This window comes from Maritimibacter sp. UBA3975 (genome assembly GCF_002384975.1).
Taxonomy (GTDB): domain Bacteria; phylum Pseudomonadota; class Alphaproteobacteria; order Rhodobacterales; family Rhodobacteraceae; genus Maritimibacter.
Genome location: NZ_DGCP01000017.1, coordinates 57,724 through 75,186, shown reverse-complemented (window position 1 = coordinate 75,186; position 17,463 = coordinate 57,724). Strand labels below are relative to the sequence as shown.

The following is a 17,463-nucleotide window of genomic DNA, read 5'->3' as shown; positions in this document are numbered from 1 at the left end:
CCTCGCGCTCCCCGAGGTATTTCCGGACCGAAGAAGGGGGAATTGCGGTGTTCTGACAGGGACCTGTCGGGTGCGGCCCCGGATGCGGGGCATGTACCGCCTGTCAGCTGTTGCCGGAGCGGGTGAATAGGCCCGCGTCTTCGGCGGCGCGGCGGATCGCCTTGGATTTGTTCACCGTTTCCTGGAATTCGGCCTCGGGGTCGCTGTCGTAGACCACGCCGCCGCCTGCCTGGATGTAGAGCTTCTGATCCTTCACCACGGCCGTGCGCAGCGCGATGCACATGTCCATGTCGCCCATCGCCGAGAAGTAGCCAACGCCGCCGCCGTAGACGCCGCGTTTTTCGGGCTCCAGCTCGTCGATGATCTCCATCGCGCGCACCTTCGGCGCGCCGGAGACGGTGCCGGCGGGGAGGCCCGCGAGCAGCGCGGAGAGCGCGTCGTGCTCCTCCGACAGCTCGCCCACCACGTTCGAGACGATGTGCATGACGTGGCTGTAGCGTTCGATGATGAATTCCTCGGTCGGGTGGACCGTGCCGATCTTGGCCACGCGGCCCACGTCGTTGCGCCCGAGGTCGAGGAGCATGAGGTGTTCTGCCAGTTCCTTCTGGTCCGACAGCAGGTCGTCCTCGAAGGCCTTGTCGGCCTCGGGCGTGTCGCCGCGGGGACGGGTGCCGGCGATCGGGCGGATCGTCACCTCGCGCCCGAAGACGCGCACGAGGATTTCGGGCGAGGCGCCGATGACCTGAAACCCGCCGAAGTTGAAGAAGAACATGAAGGGCGAGGGGTTCGTGCGTCGCAGAGACCGGTAGAGCGCGAAGGGCGGCAGGGGGAAGTCCTGCGTCCAGCGTTGCGCCGGGACGACCTGAAAGATGTCCCCAGCGCGGATGTAGTCCTTGGCGGTCTCGACAGCGGCGAGATAGTCGGCATGGGCGAAGTTCGAGACGGGGTCGCCGATGGGCGTCGTGTCACCCAGATCGTGGGTTGTGGGCGGCTGCCGTTCGAGGTCGCGCAGCGCGTCCTGCACCCGTTCGGCGGCCTGCGCGTAAGCCGCCTTGGCGGACAGGCCGGAGGACTGGAACACCGGCGAGACGAGGATCACCTCGCCCTTCACCCCGTCGAGCACGGCGACCACCGAGGGGCGCATCATCACGGCGTCGGGCAGGCCCAGCGGGTCGGGGTTCACGTCGGGCAGGTGTTCGACCAGCCGGATCATATCGTAGCCCAGGTAGCCGAAGAGCCCGGCGGAGGCCGCAGGCAAGGCGTCGGGCAGGTCGATTTCGCTTTCGGCGAGGATCGCGCGCAGGGAGGTGAGCGGGTCGTCTGAGACCGGCTCGAACGCGTCGGGGTCGAAGCGGGCCTGCCGGTTCACGCGGGCGGCGGTGCCGTGGCACTGCCAGATCAGGTCGGGCTTCATGCCGATGATCGAGTAGCGTCCGCGCACTTCGCCGCCGGTGACGGATTCGAGCATGAAGCTGTCCGTGCGCGCCTCGGTCAGCTTGAGCATCAGCGAGACGGGCGTGTCGAGGTCGGCGGCGAGCCGCGTGTAGACGACCTGATTCCTGCCGGCGGCCCAGCCGCGTTCGAAGGCGTCGAAGGACGGGGTCAGGGCCATGTCTCAGCTCACGGGAAGTTGGCGTGGACGGCGTTGATCATCGCCTGGTCGAGCGAGACGCCCGCCTGGTCTTCGAGCGCGGAGGAGAAGGCGTCCTGAAGGTCGAGGCCGAGGGTCTGGGACATGCGTTGCGAAAAGGCCGACTTGATCTGCTGCGCCTCGTCGCTGTCCTGATCGGGGGACTGGATGTCGGTGAGGCCGACGACGACGACCTGTCCGTTGCCGCGCACGACCTGCCAGCTGCCTTCGGCCATCGTGAAGGCCTGTTCCACCATGTTCTCGGGCGCGCCCTGGATGAAGGCGGTGCGCGGGACGTCCTCTTCCAGCACCTCGGTGAGGCCGACGGTGGAGGGGGCTTCGGCGCCGCTTTCGAATTCGGGCAGGAGCGCCTCGGCGCGGGCCACGAGGGCGTCGGCGAGGGCGTTCTGTTCCCACAGGGCCTGAACCTCGTCGCGGACCTCGTCGAAGGGGCGCAGGGTGGGTTCGGTGATTTCGTCGAGGCGCAGGGCGAAGACCGATCCGTCTTCGAGCTCGGTCACCTGCGGGAAGTCGTTCACGCTGGCCTCCGCGGCGGCCTCGCGGAAGGGGGCGTAGGCGGCGATACCGTCGTCCATCCCTTCGGTCCAGCCGATGGTGTCGAGCGGCATGAGCCCTTCGGAGTCCAGTTCTTCGAGCGTGGCGCCGCCGGCGAGCATCTCGTCGATCTCGCTGGCGCGGGTGCGCACGAGGCGTCGCGCGGCGTCGGCGGCGTATTCCTCGAACAGCTGGTCGCGGGCGTCTTCGAAGCTGGTTTCCTGGGCCGACAGGATCGCGTTCATGCGCAGGAGCGCGGGGCCGAGGTCGGTCATCACGGGGCCGACGACGCCGGGTTCCTCCAGCGCGAAGACCGGCTCGCCCGCCTGACCGAGGGCCCTCTGGCGCACGTCGCCGAGGTCGACGTCGGAGAGCGTGAGGCCGCGGGCCTCGACTTCCTGGTCGAAGGTGGTTTCGCCGGACTCGATGCGGTCGGCGGCGGCCTGTGCGTCGTCCTCGGTGCCGAAGACGAGGCGTTCGACGAGGCGGCGCTCGGGCACCTGGAACTCGTCGATGCGGGACTCGTAGAGGTCGCGAAGCTGGCCGTCGTCCATCGGAACCTCGTCCATCACGTCCTCGGGCTTGAGCCAACCATAGGTGATCTGGCGGGTTTCCGGCACGGTGAACGGGTCGGGGTTTTCGTCGTAGAACGCCTGAAGGTCGGCCTCGGTCGGTTCGGGGAGCGGCTCTTCGAGGGCCGAACGGGTCACCGGGGCCCATGTAAAGTCACGGGTTTCGCGCGCCCAGGCGTAGAGCGTGGCGGTGTAGGTGTCGGGCACGTCCACGCCGCTCGTCACCGCGTCGGCGAGGATGGTGCGCGCGACTTCGGCGCGCAGCGATTCCTCGAACTCCTGTGCGGTGAGGCCGGACTGCTGGAGCACGAAATCGTAGGTGTCGCGGTCGAACTGCCCGTCGACGCCCTGAAAGGCCTGAATCTCGGTCACGCGGTTGGCGAGGTTCTGGTCGCCCACGGAGAGTTTCATCCGGTCGATCTCATCCTCGAGCGCGGTGATCGAGATGACGCGCGAAAGCACGCGCTGGTCGAGCCCGATGGCCTGCGCCTCGGCCATCGTCAGGTTCTCGCCGGTCGTCGCCTGCCATGCGTTGAGCTCGGCGTTGAGCTCGCGAAAGTAGGCGGAGGCGTCGATTTCGGTGTCGCCCACCTTGCCGATGGACTGGCCGGAGCCGCCGAAATTGACCGAGCCGAAGCCGACCAGCCCGACGACGACGAGGGCCATGATGATCCAGACGAAAAAGCGCGAAATGTTCGAGAACATGGGCGTGTCCTTGTTAGGGTCAGTGGGTTGTAACGGTCACTCGGATGATTGCCAACAGGGGTTTTCGGAGGGAACGCTGGCGTGCGGAGCGCGCGGTCGCGCGCGCAGGATTTGCGCCGTCCTGCGCTGGCGCGCAGGGCGTCGCGGCGGGCGGGGGAGGCCAGCCTCCCCCGCGGCCCCCTCCGAGGTATTTTCGGACCGAAGAAGGGGATCAGGCGAGGTGTGCGAGCCGGGTCATCAGGGTGGCGATGCCGGTCCGGTCGATATTGGCGAAGGCGATGCGCAGGTGGGCCGCGCCGGACGGGTCGCCGTCGGGGGTGAACATCGTGCCGGGCAGGGCGAGCACGGCGATGTCGTCGACCATGCGCCGGGCGAGCGTGGCGCTCGTTTCGTCGAACGGGTGGCGGACATAGGCGAAATAGGCGCCGGCGCTGGAGAGCTGCCAGCCGGGGAGGGTGGCGATGCCTTCCTCGACAGCGCCGCGCCGGGCGAGGATTTCCGCGCGTTCGCCCGCGAGCCACCCGGAGAGGTTCTCAAGCCCCCAGAGCGCGGCGTGCTGGCCGATCTGGTTGGGGCAGATGGCGACCGTGTCGAGAAACTTCTCGGCTGCCGTGAGGCGTTCGGGGCTTGCGATGAGCGCGCCCACGCGGTGGCCAGTCAGGCGGTAGGCCTTGGAGAAGGAGTAGAGGTGGATGAGCGTGTCGGACCACGCCGGGTCCGCGAAGAGGTCATGCGGTGCGCCGGGGCGGCTGTCGAAATCGCGGTAGGTCTCGTCGAGGATCAGGGCGAGCCCGTGGCGGCGGGCCAGTGCCGCGAAGGCGTGGACGAGGTCCGCCGGGTATTCGACGCCCGCCGGGTTGTTCGGCGTCACGAGCACGATGGCGCGGGTGCGGTCGGTGAGGCGGGCCTCGGCTTCGGCCACAGTCGGCAGAAGCTCCGGGCCGGTGGGAAGCGGCACCGGGCGCACGCCGGAGAGTGTGAGCCACATGTGGTGGTTGAAATACCACGGGGTCGGCAGAAGCACCTCGTCCCCCGGTCCCGCGAGGGTGGCGAGGGCGGCGCAGAAGGCCTGATTGCAGCCCTGGGTGATCGCGACATTGCCCGGTGTGACGGGGCCGCCGTAGTGGCGCGAGACCTGTTGCGCCAGTTCCTCCCGCAAGTCCGGCAAGCCGAGAACGGGGCCGTAGACATGGGCTGCGGGCAGGGTGAGCGCGGTCTGCGCCATCGCTTCGCGCAATGCCTGGGGCGGCGGGTCCACCGGGGCGGCCTGCGAGACGTTGAGCAGGGGTAGATCGGGGGCGAAGGTCTTGTCCGCGACCCATCGCTTCGCCTCGACGACCGGCGAGGGGCGGGTCGCAGCGAGGTTGGGGTTCACGATCATGCGGCGGACTGCGTGATCTTCGCGAGCCCTTCGACCTTGGCCCTGGCCGCACCGCTGTCGATCGCCTCGCGCGCCATCTCGACCCCCTCGGGGAGGGCGGAGGCTTTGCCGGCCACGACAAGGGCGGCGGCGGCGTTGAAGCAGACTGCGTCACGGTAAGCGCCGGGCGCGCCGTCCAGAAGGCCCGCGAAGGCTTTGCCGTTCTCCTCGGGCGTGCCGCCGAGGATGTCCCTGAACGGGTGGACCGGGAGGCCCGCGTCCTCCGGGTGGATCTCCATCCCGGTGATCTTGCCGTCGGCCAGCGCCGCGACCGAGGTGGGGCCGGAAATGGCGATTTCATCCGTGCCGTCGGAGCCGTGGACGAGCCAGGCGGCCTCGGACCCCAGATCGCGCAGAGCTTCCGCCATCGGGAAGATGAGGTCGACGGCGAAGGCGCCGGTGAGTTGGCGCTTCACGCCCGCCGGATTGGTGAGGGGGCCCAGGATGTTGAAGATCGTCTTGCAGCCCAGTTCCGTGCGCACCGGCATGACGTGTTTCATCGCCGGGTGGTGCATCGGGGCCATCATGAAGCCGATGCCGACCTCGGCCAGCGCGCGTTCGACCACGGGCGCCTCGACCATCACGTCGATCCCCATGACGCCGAGCGCATCGGCCGAGCCGGATTTGGAGCTGAGGTTGCGGTTGCCGTGCTTGGCGACCGGCACGCCCGCGCCCGCCACGACAAAGGCGGTGGCGGTGGAGATGTTGAGCGTGCCCATGCCGTCGCCGCCGGTGCCGACGATGTCCATCGCGCCCTCGGGGGCCTTCACCGGCACGCAGGCCGCGCGCATGGCGGCGGCGGCGGCGGCATATTCGGCGACGGATTCGCCGCGGGCGCGCATGGCCATCAGGAGCCCCGCGATCTGGGCGTTGGTCGCGGTGCCTTCGAAAAGCTCCTGGAAAGCGGCCTCGGCCTGCGTGCGCGACAGCGGCCCTTCGGAGGCCGCGAAGATCAGGGGCTTCATCGTGTCGCTCATGCGGGCACCTTCACCGTGTCGAGAAAATTGCGGATCATCGCGTGGCCGTGTTCGGACCGGATGCTTTCGGGGTGGAACTGGACGCCTTCGATGGGAAGCGTGCGGTGACGCAGGCCCATGATGGTGCCGTCCTCGAGCCATGCCGTCACCTCGAGGCTGTCGGGGAGGCTGTCACGCTCCACCACCAGCGAGTGATAGCGCGTGCCCTTGAGGGGCGAGGGGAGACCCGCGAAGACGCCGGCGCCCTCGTGGATGATCTCGCCCATCTTGCCGTGCACGATCTCGGAGTGGCGCACGACCTTGCCGCCGAAGGCCTGACCGATGGTCTGGTGTCCGAGGCAGACGCCCATGAGGGGCATGCCCGCCTCGGCGGCGGCCAGTGTGAGGGGCAGGCAGATGCCCGCGGCGTCCGGATCGCAGGGGCCGGGGGAGAGCACGATGGCCTCGGGGCGCATCCCCATCGCCTCCTGCACGTTCAGGGCGTCATTGCGCATGACGGTGATATCCGCCCCAAGCTCGCCGAAGTAATGGACGAGGTTGTAGGTGAAACTGTCGTAATTATCGATGAGCAGGATCATGTGCGGCGCCTTGGGGCTTTCATCAGGGCAGGGTCGCGGTATACATGTTCAGAGCCGGGCCCGAGGGTCAAGAGCACCGGGCGCAGGCGGCGGAACGAACACGAGAACGGGGGCAGATTTGGCGAGCGGAACGATATCCGGGGTGCTGGTCGGGGCGGTCGTCGCGGTCGTTGGTGTCACGGCGGCGGCGGTGCTGATCGAGCCCGTCGAGATGCAGCCCTCCGCGCCGGTGACGCCGGTGGCCGAGGCGCCCGATCCTGCGCCGGACACGCCGCCGCAGGCGGAGGAGGCCGAAGAGGCGCCCGTTGTGACGGATGAGCCTGAGGCGGCCGAGGCGGAGCCGGAGACGGAAACCGAGGTAGAGCCGCCGGACGAGGGCGCAGACGCGCAACCGCAGGCGGATGTTGCCGAGCCGGTGGAAGACCCCGCGCCGGCGCCCGAGATCGTGGTCACTGATACTGTGGAGGCCGAGCCGGAGGCGGCGGACCCCGTGGAGCCGGTAGAGCCAGAGGCGCAGGCAGCGGACGCAGCCGACGAAACGCCTGAGCCGCAAGAGGCGACGGGTGAGGCGGACCCCGAGATGGCTGCGCCCACTGATGAAGTGGAACCGGAGGTGGCAGCGGCCCCGGATGAGGCGGACGATGCCACTGAGATGACCGTGGAGACGCCGGAGGAGCCGACCGTTACCGGGTCAGCGCGGGACGGTGACAGCGCGCCGGCCGCGCAGGAGCCTGAGGCGCGCGCGCAGCTTCCGACGATCGTTGCCCCCGCGAACCCATCGCAGCCCGACGTGGCGTTGCCGGAGGACGACGGGACCTTGCGCACGGCGGGTCAGAGCGTCTTTGATCCGCCGCCGATCCCGGAGCAGGAGGACCGTCTGGAAGAGGACGCGCCCAACCCGGATGCGGATATCGTCACCGGGCGGCTTCCGTCCATCGGCGAGACCGCCGCGCAAGAGGCCGCGGAGGCCGGGCCGCAGCCCGCGATCCGGCGCAATGCCCTGCCATTCGAGCGCAGCCCCGGCCTGCCGGAAATGGCTGTCGTGCTGCTCGATACCGGGGCGGGGCGCAGCGAGGTGGGCGATCTGGCGGTGATGCCGTTCCCGCTTTCGGTTGCGGTGGATGCCTCGGCGCCCGACGCGCAGGAGGCGATCCGGTTCTACCGCTCGAACGGGGCCGAGGTTGTGCTGATCGTGCCGCTGCCCGATCTTGCCACGGCGATGGACGTCGAGGTCACGTTCCAGGCCTATGCGCCCCTGATGCAGGACGTGGTCGCCGTGATGATCGAGCCGGGCGCGGGCTTCCAGGGCCTCGGCGAGGCCGCCGCTCAGGTCGTGACGAATGTGGACGAGAAGGGGCTGGGCCTCATCACCTATCCCGAAGGGCTCAACACCGGTCACAAGACGGCGGTGCGCGACGATGTGCCGGCCGGGCTGGTGTTCCGCGATCTCGACGGTGAGGGACAGGGGGGCGACGTGATCCGCCGGTTCCTTGACAACGTGGCGTTCCGCGCGCGCAACGAGGAGCAGGTGATCGCGGTGGCGCGGGTGAAGCCCGAGTCGATCCAGGCGCTTCTTGAATGGTCGCTGGGCAACCGAGCGCAGACGGTGGATTTCGCGCCTGTCTCGGCGGTTCTGCTGGACGACTAGGGGTTTCAGGCCGGTGCGCGCTGTCGCGCGCGCTTGTTTGATTGCGTTCGAGCCACGCAGGCTTTGGGGGCTGTCTGCCCCCAAACCCCCGAGGATATTTCCCGACCGGAAAGATGGGGTGCGTGTAAGCGCGTTCGGGTCTCGCGGCGCGGGTCTTCGAGTGTGCTGCGCGAATTTTTGGCTGGAAAGTTCAGGTGGTTTGTGAGGAGGCGCGCCCAGGTGTCTGGGCGCGCTCGGTTTTTTCAGGTGGCGGCTGCCAGGGCCTGATCGAGGTCGGCGATGATGTCGTCGACCGCCTCGATCCCGACCGAGAAGCGCACCACGTTGTTGCCCGCACCCGCCGCTTCGCGCTGCTCATCGGTGAGCTGGCGGTGTGTGGTGGAGGCGGAGTGGATCACCAGCGAGCGGGTGTCGCCGAGGTTGGCCACATGGCTGAAGAGCTTGAGGCTGTTCACGAGCTTGACGCAGGTGTCGTAGCCGCCCTTGAGCGTCACGGTGAAGAGCCCGCCGGTGCCGCGCGGGCAGATCCGCTTGCCCGTCTCGTGGTAGGGCGAGGAGGCGAGGCCGGCATAGGTCACCTTTTCCACCGCCTCGTGTTTTTCCAGCCATTCCGCGACCTTCTGGGCGTTCTCGGTATGCTTGTCCATGCGCAGGCTCAGGGTTTCGATCCCCATGAGCGTGTAATGCGCGGCCTGCGGGTTCATGGTCATGCCGAGGTCGCGCAGCCCGATGGCGATGGAGTGGAAGGTGAAGGCCATCGCGCCCAGGGCCGCGTGGAAGGTGATCCCGTGATAGGCGGGTTCCGGTTCGGAGAGCGACGGGAACTTGTCCGAGGCGGACCAGTCGAACTTGCCCGAATCCACGATGCAGCCGCCGGTCACGGTGCCGTTGCCGGTGAGGTATTTCGTGGTGGAATGCACGACCAGCGTGGCCCCGTGGGCGATCGGGTTGCACAGGTAAGGCGTGGCCGAGGTGTTGTCGACGATGAGCGGGATGCCGGCCTCGTCCGCCACCTTGCCGATGGCCGCGAGGTCCGTGACGACGCCGCCCGGGTTCGCGATGGATTCGCAAAACAGCGCGCGGGTGTCGTCGTCGATGGCCGCCGCGACCGCCGCCGGGTCGTCGAAATCGACGAAGGTGCAGGACCAGCCGAAGCGTTTGAACACCTGCGTGAACTGCGTGTAGGTGCCGCCGTAAAGGCGGGTGGAGGCCACGATGTTGCGCCCCGGCGCCATCAGCGGGTAGAGCGCCATGAGCTGGGCCGCGTGGCCCGACGAGGTGCACACGCCCCCCGCGCCGCCTTCGAGCGCCACGATCCGGTTGGCGAGCGCGCCGACCGTGGGATTGGTGAGGCGGGAATAGATGTAGCCCACCTCTTCGAGGTTGAAGAGCCGGGCCGCGTGGTCGGCGTCTTTGAATACATAAGATGTTGTTTGATAGATCGGCACTTGGCGCGCGCCGGTGGCCGGGTCCGGCTCGGTACCTGCATGGACTTGCAGGGTTTCGAAGCCGTTCATCTGTGCGTCTGTCATATTGACCTCCCATGACTGTCCGCGCAGACGCTACGGGCATTTCGCGGAGCGTTCAATTGCGCTAAGCCGTTGGACATACAAATTCATGCCCGGCAACCCGGGGCGGAGATTCATATGCTCACACCGTTTCACCTGGCAATTCACGTTACTGAACTGGATGACGTACGGGCCTTTTGCGGGGGCGTCCTGGGCTGCACGGAAGGGCGATCGACGCAAACCTGGGTCGATTTCGATTTCTTCGGTCACCAGTTGAGCCTGCATCTTGGCACCCCCTTTGCGGCGACGGACACCGGCCAGGTGGGCTAGCACATGGAGCCGATGCCGCATCTTGGCCTCGTGCTCGCGCTGGACGGCTGGCGGGCGCTGGCAGACCGGTTCCGGGCGGTGGATTGCAAGTGGATCATCCCGCCATCCGTGCGGTTCGAGGGCGAGCCGGGGGAGCAGTGAACGATGTTCTTTCGCGATCCGGCGGGCAACCCGATCGAGATCAAGGGATACGCGGACATGGCGGGCGTTTTCGCGACCTGAGACGGGTCGCCGAATGAAGTGGTGAGGACAGAACATGGGCAAGAAAACGCGGGAGCGGGACGCGGGCACGATCCGGATTCACCGGATGGCGGGGCGCGAAATCGAGATCGAACCCGCACCTGTCAGGCGTGGCTGGATGGATGCGTCGCCCGACCGCTCGGCCTATCGCTGCCAGCCCCTCAATATCGCCAATTCGCACGGCTGGCAGGTGCTTTGCCCATCGGAGTTCCGGGTTCGCCTGACCGGCTCGGCCGGGGCGCTGGAGTTGGAGTTCGAATACGAAGACCCGCGCAATCCGCCCGCCGTGTCGCATTTCGGGCTGGGGGTCGTGACCTTCTTTATCCCGGCGCTGATCACGACGCCCGCGGGCGTGTCGCTTTACGTGACCGGCCCGGCCAACGCGCCGCGCCACGGGATCACGCCGCTGTCCGGGGTGGTAGAGACCGACTGGTTGCCATTCACCTTCACGATGAACTGGCGCATGACCACGACGAACCACTGGGTGACGTTCCGGAAAGGAGATCCCTTCACGATGTTCTTTCCGGTCCGGCTCGCCGATATCGAGCGGTACGAGGTCGAGATATCCGATCTGGACGACTCGCCGGAGCTCAAGGCCAACTTCGAGGCCTATTCCCGCGACCGGGCGGCCTTTCTCAAGGATTTCGAAGCGCGCGCGCCGGAAGATCAGTTGGGCCGCTGGCAGCGGACCTATATCAAGGGTGGGCTGGACGGCATTTCAAAGGGTGTGACCTATTCGGCGCTGAACTTGTCGCGCCCGAAACAGCCATCGGACGACTAGATTTGTTACCGTCCCGCGCGGCTGCCGAACGGGTGCGGGCGTTCAGCCTTCGCATTCCTGTGGCGGGCATTCCGGCTCGTAAGGCAGTTCCGGGTCCGGCGGCAGTGGGTCCGTCGGCGGCGTCGGATCTGGCACTTCCAGCGGGGGCGGCGGCGGAAGCGGTGGTGGCGGCGGGGGTGAGGGCGGTTTGTTGTTGCCCCCCGATGTCGGTGCGGGACCGTTCACCCCCTTGAAATCGTTGGGGGAAAAGCTGGGTGGACGGCCATCGCCGCCATAGGCGCAGCACACCGCCTGATCATAGGCATTGCAGTCGCGCCGGGTGCCCCAGACCGAGATGTGCCACGTTGAATAGCGGGTTTCGAAAAAGGCGTTGCCGGGTTCGGTGGTGACCTGACGGTAGATGTTGAACGACTGGGTGCCGCATTGGAGCACCCGCCATTCCTCGACGGTTTGCTCGCCGAAGACGGGCGTCGCGGTTGTGAGCGCGGCCAGTGCGGCCGCTTTCACGACGGTATGCCGCCGGAATGTCATCGAAGCCCCCTTCGTCCGCGTTCGCCGCGGCGACCCGTCCCAAATAGGTCAGATGATCGATTGTGCGGTGCGGCCGTGCGCGCGATCAAGCGTTCTTGTGGAAACAGTGCATTTCCTTGGCCTTCACGGGAACGGCCCGAGAAACAATGCGTGGTCGCGGATGTCGGGGGGCCAGTCGGAGGTGGCCGCGCTGAACCCGGGCTCGTCGCCGGCGTAGAGGGCGCGGGCGGCGTCCTCAAACCCCGCAAGGTCGCCGGCCATGTTGGACATGAAGCGGTAAGCGCGGTCGGTGGCTTCGGGGCCTTGCGCGGCTTCGGCGCGCCGGGCCTCTTCCACCAGACGGCGCAGGGCGGCGGAGGCGCCGCCCCGCTGGCGGGCGAGCCAGTCCCAGTGGCGGGGCAGGAGCGTGACCTCGCGCGCCTTCACGCCCAGTTTCGGGCGGCCGCGCTGCGGGGTCGGGGCGGCGCCGGTGAGGTTGAGGTCCGTCTCGCGCCCCGTCGTGTCGGAAAAGACGAGCAGGCCCTCGGGATGCGGGCCGAGGGGGGCGAGGTCGGCCTCGAGCTCGGCGCGTGTGCCGCGTGCGAGACGCGTGTGGCCCCGGAAGGCCGTGAGGATTTCGTCGTTCATGTATTTACACCCGGGTTAAATTCTGACACATCCAATAACACCCGGATAAAAAGGTGACAAGATGTCGGTTTCAAAAGATGAGAGGCGTGCGGCCCGGCGGGCCTGGGTCGAGCGGGACGTTGAGTGGACGATCTGCGCGATCCGCATTGGCGGGCGGGTCTGGGTCAAGCGCGTCTCGGATGCGGGCGCGCTGGAGCGCAAGCTGGGGTTCATGCTGCGCACCGGTGCACGGTCTGGCCTTGCACCGGGGATGGCCGAGGCGGACGATGGGAGCGGGACGGTGCGGGTCGAGGTGGTCGAGACGCTGGACCCCAAGCTGAGCGAGATGGCGCGCGAGACGCTGGCGAAAGAGCGGCTGGCGCATTGGGCCGGCGTCCTGGGTGCCGAGATGGCCTGAGCCTCAGCGCATCCAGAAGCCTTCGCGTTTCAACTGGTTGCGGATGACCTTTTCGGCGCGCGGCAAGTCGGCCCGGTCGAACAGTTCGCGCGCCTTGTGGCCGCGACCCTGGTAGATCATGCGCAGCATCGGCTCGTGGTTCTTGAGCACTTTCTTGACCTTGTTGGGGGCCGCGGCGGCCTCCAGCGCGGCGATGGTCGCGTCGGCCTCGCGCGCATAGGCGAGCGGCAGGACGCGCCAGTGGCAGGTGACGTTCCCGTCAAGACCGGCGAGGTCCGGGCCGGGGCGGCCGCCACCGAGCCCGTGGATCACGAGGGGCAGGGCGATCTGGTCGAGCCAGGGAAAGATCTCCTGACAGACCAGCGCCTCGGGCCGGTCGTCGCGGATGGCGAGCGCGGTGTCGAGGTAGCGGCGGCCGAACTCTGCAGGGTCGGCGCCGAAGAACCAGCCCGCGTTGAAATAGAGGTAGCGGCCCCAGTATTCGTCCGGTTCGCTCAGGTCCATCGTGCTGTCGAATTCGAGTCCGAAGCGGTCGTAGAGCGATTTCCAGATCTCGGTGTAGCCCGGCCCGTAAAGCTCGATCGTGGGCCAAGTGCCTTCGCGCCGCATCGAGGCGGAGGGGCGGGTGAAGTCGAAGGGGACGCGCGAGAGGCGGTCGGTGACGATGGTGTCGCTGTCGAAAAAGACGAAGGGTTCGCCCGGGGGCAGGGTGGCGAGCCCCTCGATCTTGTTGCCGTTGGGGTAGTCCTGACCGAAATGGGCGCTGTCGAAGGGCACGATCTCGGCGTCGAGTTTTTCCAGCGCCTCGCGCTGGTCCTCGGAAAGCCGGGGGTCTTTCTTCCACAACGGGCCGGGCTGGGGTTCGGCGACGATGACGCGGCCGGGGAAACCGGGGTCGTTCTGGCGCAGGGACGAGACGAAAAGCAGCGCCTCATATCCGACGCGACCGCCCTGGCCGATGACGAGGATGTTGAAGTCCTGCACCCGTCCGTTCGTCGTTGTCGCAGATGTCGCCATGCCCGTCGCCCGCCTTTGCCCGCTCGCGGATTTTCTGTCACTATAGGGATACCGCGTGCGCTGCAAAAGCGCCGGGAGTCGAGGATGATCGAGAAAATGAAAAGAGCGATGAACGCGCGGAGACTGGCGGCCTGTGTCGCCGTTGCGCTTGCGGCGGGGGGTGCGGCCCCGGTGGTGGCGCAGGATGCCAAGCAGATCCTGACGCTCACAAAGGCGAGCTGGGTCGCGGTGCGTGAATATGATGGCAACGACCTGCTCTATTTCACCAACCTTCTGGCGTGGCGTTGCGGGGTCGATCGTATCCGGTTTTCGGTGAACGGCGAGCGGCTGGCCCCGCTGGAACATGAGCCGTGTCACGAGGATGAGGCGGCGCCCAACGCGCTTTATGCCGAAGATATCCTGCCCTACCTGACCTATCCGCTTGGCTCGGTGCAGAGCGTGACGGTCGAGGTGTCGTTCCCGGACGGGAGCGAGGAGACGGGGGAGTATCAGCGCGGGGCCGTGCTCACGCGCTAGTCCTGGTGCAGGAAATTGCCCCAGTTTCCCGCCATGAAGACGCGCGGCACGGCGTTTGTCGTCGTGACGCGGTCGACATGGCCGATGATGACCGTGTGATCGCCCGCGTCGATCCGGTCGCGGATGTGACATTCGAACCGGGCCGGACAATTTTCGATCAGCGGCACGTCGCGGTCCGAGGTGATCCAGTCGAAATCGTCGAACGCCTCGCCGGTTTTGGTAAAGCCCAGGGCCACGTCATCCTGATCCTCGCCCATGATGTGCAGCGCGAAATTGTGGGCGCTGGCCATCGCGTCATGGCGGCGCGAGGCCTTGGCCGGGCACCACAGGATCAGCGGCGGGTCCATCGAGACGCTGGTGAAGCTGTTGACGGTGATCCCCAGCGGCCCTCGCGGGCTCATGCAGGTGACGACCGTCACGCCGGTCGCGAACAGACCCAGCGCGTCGCGCATCTGTTTTTGCGTGTCCGGGGCGGGGATGAAGCTGTCGGTCATGGGTCACTCGCGCGGGTTTCACCGGACCCTATACCCTGTCATGGGAGTGGAGACACCCGAAAACCGGCGCGGTTTCAAGGCCATGTGATCGGTGGGTGCGTCACTCCGCCGGGGCGAAACCCGAGATGAGGTGCCTCAGGCCAAGCGCCGCGCCCGCCATGATCGCGAGGAACGTGACCGGCGCGCCGTAGTAGAGCAGCGAGAAGGCCGAGAGGCCCTGTCCGATGGAGCAGCCGAAGGCCACCACCGCGCCGAAGCCCATGAGGACCGCGCCGCCGATCTGACGTTTGAGTTCGCGCGGGTCTTCGCAGGCCTCCCACCGGAAATGCCCCTTGAGCGCGGAGCCGATGAATGCGCCGACAAGGACGCCCGCGACCGAGCCGACGCCGAAATTCAGCGACGTGCCCGATGCGGTCATGAGGTAGAGGATCGTATCGCCCAGCGGGGCGGAATAGGTGTGGCTTTCCACGGGGACCGGGGTGAAGCCGGTGTCGAGAACCCATTGCGTACCGCCCCAACCGATGACGATGGCGAGGCCCGCATTGAGTGCCCAGAACGCCTGTTTGCGTGCCTTTCGCATGTCGGGCGTGGTGAACATCGCAGCGACGATGACCACGCCGAGGGCCATGCCGAAGACCGGGGCGGACAGCCCCGTCATCCGCTCGACGAGGTGAGCGATGCCCGGCAGCGTTTCGCCCGGGTCGAGGGGGCGCATGGGGAAGGCCGCGACGCGCAGCTTGGCCAGCGGGCCGGAAATCGCGACATAGGCCGCGAGGCCCATGACGAGGACGATCACGAAGGAGCGCAGGTCGCCGCCGCCAAGCCGGGCGAGCGCGCCGAAGCCGCAGTTGCCCGCCATCGCCATGCCGTAGCCGAAGACCAGCCCGCCCGCGACCGAGGCCCAGGGCACCCAGCCGAATTGCAGGTAGCTTGCGTCCGGCGCGTTCAGGAGGCCCAGTTGCATGAGGCCGAAGCTCCCGGTCATCGCGGTCCCGATGGCGATGCCCCACATGCGCATCCGGACCGAAGAGCCAGCGTAGAGCAGATCCTCGATCGCGCCCAGCGTGCAGAATCGCCCAAGCCGCGCGGCCAGTCCCAGAAGAACGCCGCCGATCAGCCCCACAAGGGCCGCGGCGTTGGTATCGCCCAACACATCAAGCATGGATCGCCTCCCGGAACCGCTCCTCCTCCCGTCGCCGGGGGCGGTTCCGCCCCGACGGGTTCATTCAATCGAATGTTTGCGGGTGAGTGCAAGCGTTTCGTTCGCTGCGGTGCAGGAACGGGTTACTCGGCAGCCTTGGACGCACCGTCACCGGTCGAGCAGAACATGTCGTAGATCACTTCGAGCACGCGGCGCGGGCGGTCGTCGGCGAGGGAATAGTAGATCGCCTTGCCTTCGCGCCGGGGCGTCACGAGGCCCTCGAGCCGCAGGCGGGCGAGTTGCTGGCTCACCGCGGCCTGGCGGGCCGACAGAAGCTCCTCCAGCTCGGTCACGGATTTCTCGCCGGTCACGAGGTGACACAGGATCATCAGCCGACCCTCGTGGCTGATCGCCTTGAGAAAGGCCGAGGCGTCGCAGGCGGACGCCACCATCATGTCCATATCTTCTTCGGACATGTTTTCACTGATTACGGGAACGGCCATGCCATGATCCTGTCTGGTGCTATCTTGCGAAGGTAACGTCATACGACGTTTCCATGCAAATATTTACATTCATGGTCCGCTTCAACCGTCGAGCGGTGTTGCAGGTTCGAAACCGATCTGGGCGGTCAGCATCATGCCCAGCAGGCCCCAGAAGAAATCCTCGCCCGGGTAGCCCTCGATCCGGGCCAGTTCGGCGCCGTCTTCGACCAGCACGAAGGTGGGGGTGAAGTTCACCGGGCGGGCGAAGTCATAGGCCGTGTCGCCCGCCTGCACGTCCCTGAGCTGCACGCGCACCAGCGGGGCCGCGCGGCCTTCGTCCGTCTTGGGATATTCCTCCGACACCTCGGTGTCCCACTGGCGGCAATAGGCGCAGCCCGGCTGCTCGACCATCACGAGGTCGGCGGCGAGGGCGGGGAGCGCGGCGAGCGCGAGGGCGAGGGTGGCGAGGAAACGCATTCAAAAATTCCGATTGACCAAACGTCTTCAAGAAACGTAATTCGTTTATGTGATCGCTGCAAGTCGGGCGGTCGCGCGGGAGGGTCAATGTTCGGTGATATATCCTATGGCGGTGCGGCGCTTGCGGGGCTCGTGGCGTTTTTTACGCCCTGCATCCTGCCGATGGTGCCGTTCTACCTGAGTTACATGGCGGGCATTTCTATGTCGCAGCTGCAAGGCGACGGCGAGATCGCGCCGGGGGCGCAGCGCCGGCTGGTCGTCTCGGCCTTTTTCTTTGCGCTCGGGGTCACGACGATCTTCGGGCTGCTGGGACTTGGCGCAACGGCCGCCGGGCAGGCGTTCGCGCAATGGAAGCAGGAGCTGAGCTGGGTTGCTGCCGCTGTCATCTTCGTCTTCGGGCTGCACTTCCTGCACGTCATCCGCATCCCGTTTCTCATGCGCGAGGCGCGGGTGCAGTCGACGATGGACCCGTCGAAGGTGCTGGGCGCCTATGTCATGGGGCTTGCCTTCGGCTTCGGCTGGACCGCCTGCGTCGGGCCTGTCCTGGCCTCGATCCTGATGATCGCGGCGATGAAGGAAAGCCTGTGGCAGGGGGGGAGTCTTCTGATCGTCTTCGGGCTCGGGATGACCGCGCCCTTCGTTGTGGCCGCCGTCTTTGCACGGCCCTTCCTCGCCTTCATGGCCCGCAACCGCAAGTACATGCCCTATGTCGAGAAAGTCATGGGCGTGATGTTGATCCTGTTCGCCGTGCTGATCGCCACCGGGTCGGTCAACGCGATTTCGAACTGGCTGATAGAAACCTTCCCCGTGTTCTCGAACATGGGCTGACCGGAGGAC

At 67.1% G+C, this 17,463-nt stretch carries 18 protein-coding genes and 1 pseudogene; 6 read left to right on the top strand and 13 right to left on the bottom strand.

What is annotated here, in order from left to right; all coding sequences use genetic code 11:
* Positions 1-103 precede the first annotated feature (103 nt).
* The 5 genes from trpE to B2585_RS16990 form a co-directional block, all read right to left on the bottom strand.
* Positions 104-1,612, bottom strand: coding sequence for an anthranilate synthase component I (trpE, locus tag B2585_RS17010; protein WP_292025129.1), 1,509 nt, complete (start codon positions 1,610-1,612; stop codon positions 104-106).
* Between the two features lie 8 nt (positions 1,613-1,620).
* Positions 1,621-3,462: a peptidyl-prolyl cis-trans isomerase gene (locus tag B2585_RS17005; RefSeq protein WP_292025128.1), complete on the bottom strand. Its 1,842-nt coding sequence runs from the start codon at positions 3,460-3,462 to the stop codon at positions 1,621-1,623.
* A gap of 211 nt (positions 3,463-3,673) precedes the next feature.
* Positions 3,674-4,843, bottom strand: a complete 1,170-nt coding sequence (locus B2585_RS17000; protein ID WP_292025127.1) for an aminotransferase — start codon at positions 4,841-4,843, stop codon at positions 3,674-3,676.
* On the bottom strand, positions 4,840-5,859 hold the full coding sequence (gene trpD / locus B2585_RS16995) for an anthranilate phosphoribosyltransferase (protein WP_292025126.1): 1,020 nt from the start codon (positions 5,857-5,859) through the stop codon (positions 4,840-4,842). Before trpD ends, B2585_RS17000 begins: the two co-directional genes overlap by 4 nt.
* On the bottom strand, positions 5,856-6,437 hold the full coding sequence (locus B2585_RS16990; RefSeq protein ID WP_292025125.1) for an anthranilate synthase component II: 582 nt from the start codon (positions 6,435-6,437) through the stop codon (positions 5,856-5,858). The genes trpD and B2585_RS16990 overlap by 4 nt, the downstream gene beginning before the upstream one ends.
* 118 nt (positions 6,438-6,555) lie before the next feature.
* Between B2585_RS16990 and B2585_RS16985 the strand changes: the two genes are divergently transcribed.
* Positions 6,556-8,085, top strand: coding sequence for a divergent polysaccharide deacetylase family protein (locus B2585_RS16985; RefSeq protein ID WP_292025124.1), 1,530 nt, complete (start codon positions 6,556-6,558; stop codon positions 8,083-8,085).
* A gap of 242 nt (positions 8,086-8,327) precedes the next feature.
* Here the strand turns inward: B2585_RS16985 and B2585_RS16980 are convergent, their stop codons facing one another.
* Positions 8,328-9,617: an O-acetylhomoserine aminocarboxypropyltransferase/cysteine synthase family protein gene (locus B2585_RS16980; protein WP_292025123.1), complete on the bottom strand. Its 1,290-nt coding sequence runs from the start codon at positions 9,615-9,617 to the stop codon at positions 8,328-8,330.
* A 114-nt stretch (positions 9,618-9,731) separates the two neighbouring features.
* Between B2585_RS16980 and B2585_RS16975 the strand changes: the two are divergent.
* A pseudogene (locus tag B2585_RS16975) lies at positions 9,732-10,145 on the top strand (VOC family protein).
* 34 nt (positions 10,146-10,179) lie between these two features.
* Positions 10,180-10,944 (top strand): DUF6065 family protein, encoded by a 765-nt coding sequence (locus B2585_RS16970; protein ID WP_292025122.1) that lies wholly within the window; start codon positions 10,180-10,182, stop codon positions 10,942-10,944.
* 42 nt (positions 10,945-10,986) lie between these two features.
* Here the strand turns inward: B2585_RS16970 and B2585_RS16965 are convergent, their stop codons facing one another.
* Together B2585_RS16965 and B2585_RS16960 are read right to left on the bottom strand one after the other, a co-directional pair.
* Positions 10,987-11,475 carry a hypothetical protein gene (locus B2585_RS16965; RefSeq protein WP_292025121.1) on the bottom strand — a complete coding sequence of 163 codons (489 nt, stop codon included), beginning with the start codon at positions 11,473-11,475 and terminating at the stop codon, positions 10,987-10,989.
* A 123-nt stretch (positions 11,476-11,598) separates the two neighbouring features.
* Positions 11,599-12,102, bottom strand: a complete 504-nt coding sequence (locus B2585_RS16960) for a DUF2239 family protein (protein ID WP_292025120.1) — start codon at positions 12,100-12,102, stop codon at positions 11,599-11,601.
* 61 nt (positions 12,103-12,163) lie between these two features.
* Between B2585_RS16960 and B2585_RS16955 the strand changes: the two genes are divergently transcribed.
* Complete coding sequence (locus B2585_RS16955) at positions 12,164-12,499, top strand: hypothetical protein (RefSeq protein ID WP_292025119.1); 336 nt, start codon at positions 12,164-12,166, stop codon at positions 12,497-12,499.
* A 3-nt stretch (positions 12,500-12,502) separates the two neighbouring features.
* On the opposite strand, the gene B2585_RS16950 is transcribed toward B2585_RS16955, so the two are convergent.
* The gene (locus B2585_RS16950) at positions 12,503-13,516 is read right to left on the bottom strand and encodes a hypothetical protein (RefSeq protein WP_292025118.1); all 1,014 of its coding nucleotides are present in this window, start codon (positions 13,514-13,516) and stop codon (positions 12,503-12,505) included.
* An 84-nt stretch (positions 13,517-13,600) separates the two neighbouring features.
* On the opposite strand from B2585_RS16950, the gene B2585_RS16945 reads away from it, so the two are divergent.
* Positions 13,601-14,032: a hypothetical protein gene (locus tag B2585_RS16945; RefSeq protein ID WP_292025117.1), complete on the top strand. Its 432-nt coding sequence runs from the start codon at positions 13,601-13,603 to the stop codon at positions 14,030-14,032.
* Here B2585_RS16945 and B2585_RS16940 read toward each other — a convergent pair.
* The 4 genes from B2585_RS16940 to B2585_RS16925 form a co-directional block, all read right to left on the bottom strand.
* The gene (locus B2585_RS16940) at positions 14,029-14,526 is read right to left on the bottom strand and encodes a flavin reductase family protein (RefSeq protein WP_292025116.1); all 498 of its coding nucleotides are present in this window, start codon (positions 14,524-14,526) and stop codon (positions 14,029-14,031) included. The genes B2585_RS16945 and B2585_RS16940 overlap by 4 nt on opposite strands.
* Positions 14,527-14,626: 100 nt before the next feature.
* Entirely contained in the window at positions 14,627-15,688 is a 1,062-nt protein-coding gene (locus tag B2585_RS16935; RefSeq protein WP_292025115.1) for a YeeE/YedE family protein, read from the bottom strand.
* Positions 15,689-15,810: 122 nt separating this feature from the next.
* Positions 15,811-16,170 carry an ArsR/SmtB family transcription factor gene (locus tag B2585_RS16930; protein WP_292025114.1) on the bottom strand — a complete coding sequence of 120 codons (360 nt, stop codon included), beginning with the start codon at positions 16,168-16,170 and terminating at the stop codon, positions 15,811-15,813.
* Between the two features lie 81 nt (positions 16,171-16,251).
* Entirely contained in the window at positions 16,252-16,626 is a 375-nt protein-coding gene (locus B2585_RS16925) for a thioredoxin family protein (RefSeq protein WP_292025113.1), read from the bottom strand.
* Positions 16,627-16,713: 87 nt separating this feature from the next.
* Here B2585_RS16925 and B2585_RS16920 point away from each other — a divergent pair, with 87 nt between their 5' ends.
* Positions 16,714-17,454 carry a cytochrome c biogenesis CcdA family protein gene (locus B2585_RS16920; protein WP_292025112.1) on the top strand — a complete coding sequence of 247 codons (741 nt, stop codon included), beginning with the start codon at positions 16,714-16,716 and terminating at the stop codon, positions 17,452-17,454.
* Positions 17,455-17,463 lie beyond the last annotated feature (9 nt).

Coding starts and splice junctions, on each gene's coding strand:
- trpE (WP_292025129.1), bottom strand. CDS start 1,612: ATGGCCCTGACCCCGTCCTTCGACGCCTTCGAACGCGGCTGGGCCGCC.
- B2585_RS17005 (WP_292025128.1), bottom strand. CDS start 3,462: ATGTTCTCGAACATTTCGCGCTTTTTCGTCTGGATCATCATGGCCCTC.
- B2585_RS17000 (WP_292025127.1), bottom strand. CDS start 4,843: ATGATCGTGAACCCCAACCTCGCTGCGACCCGCCCCTCGCCGGTCGTC.
- trpD (WP_292025126.1), bottom strand. CDS start 5,859: ATGAGCGACACGATGAAGCCCCTGATCTTCGCGGCCTCCGAAGGGCCG.
- B2585_RS16990 (WP_292025125.1), bottom strand. CDS start 6,437: ATGATCCTGCTCATCGATAATTACGACAGTTTCACCTACAACCTCGTC.
- B2585_RS16980 (WP_292025123.1), bottom strand. CDS start 9,617: ATGACAGACGCACAGATGAACGGCTTCGAAACCCTGCAAGTCCATGCA.
- B2585_RS16970 (WP_292025122.1), top strand. CDS start 10,180: ATGGGCAAGAAAACGCGGGAGCGGGACGCGGGCACGATCCGGATTCAC.
- B2585_RS16965 (WP_292025121.1), bottom strand. CDS start 11,475: ATGACATTCCGGCGGCATACCGTCGTGAAAGCGGCCGCACTGGCCGCG.
- B2585_RS16960 (WP_292025120.1), bottom strand. CDS start 12,102: ATGAACGACGAAATCCTCACGGCCTTCCGGGGCCACACGCGTCTCGCA.
- B2585_RS16955 (WP_292025119.1), top strand. CDS start 12,164: ATGTCGGTTTCAAAAGATGAGAGGCGTGCGGCCCGGCGGGCCTGGGTC.
- B2585_RS16950 (WP_292025118.1), bottom strand. CDS start 13,516: ATGGCGACATCTGCGACAACGACGAACGGACGGGTGCAGGACTTCAAC.
- B2585_RS16945 (WP_292025117.1), top strand. CDS start 13,601: ATGATCGAGAAAATGAAAAGAGCGATGAACGCGCGGAGACTGGCGGCC.
- B2585_RS16940 (WP_292025116.1), bottom strand. CDS start 14,526: ATGACCGACAGCTTCATCCCCGCCCCGGACACGCAAAAACAGATGCGC.
- B2585_RS16935 (WP_292025115.1), bottom strand. CDS start 15,688: ATGCTTGATGTGTTGGGCGATACCAACGCCGCGGCCCTTGTGGGGCTG.
- B2585_RS16930 (WP_292025114.1), bottom strand. CDS start 16,170: ATGGCCGTTCCCGTAATCAGTGAAAACATGTCCGAAGAAGATATGGAC.
- B2585_RS16925 (WP_292025113.1), bottom strand. CDS start 16,626: ATGCGTTTCCTCGCCACCCTCGCCCTCGCGCTCGCCGCGCTCCCCGCC.
- B2585_RS16920 (WP_292025112.1), top strand. CDS start 16,714: ATGTTCGGTGATATATCCTATGGCGGTGCGGCGCTTGCGGGGCTCGTG.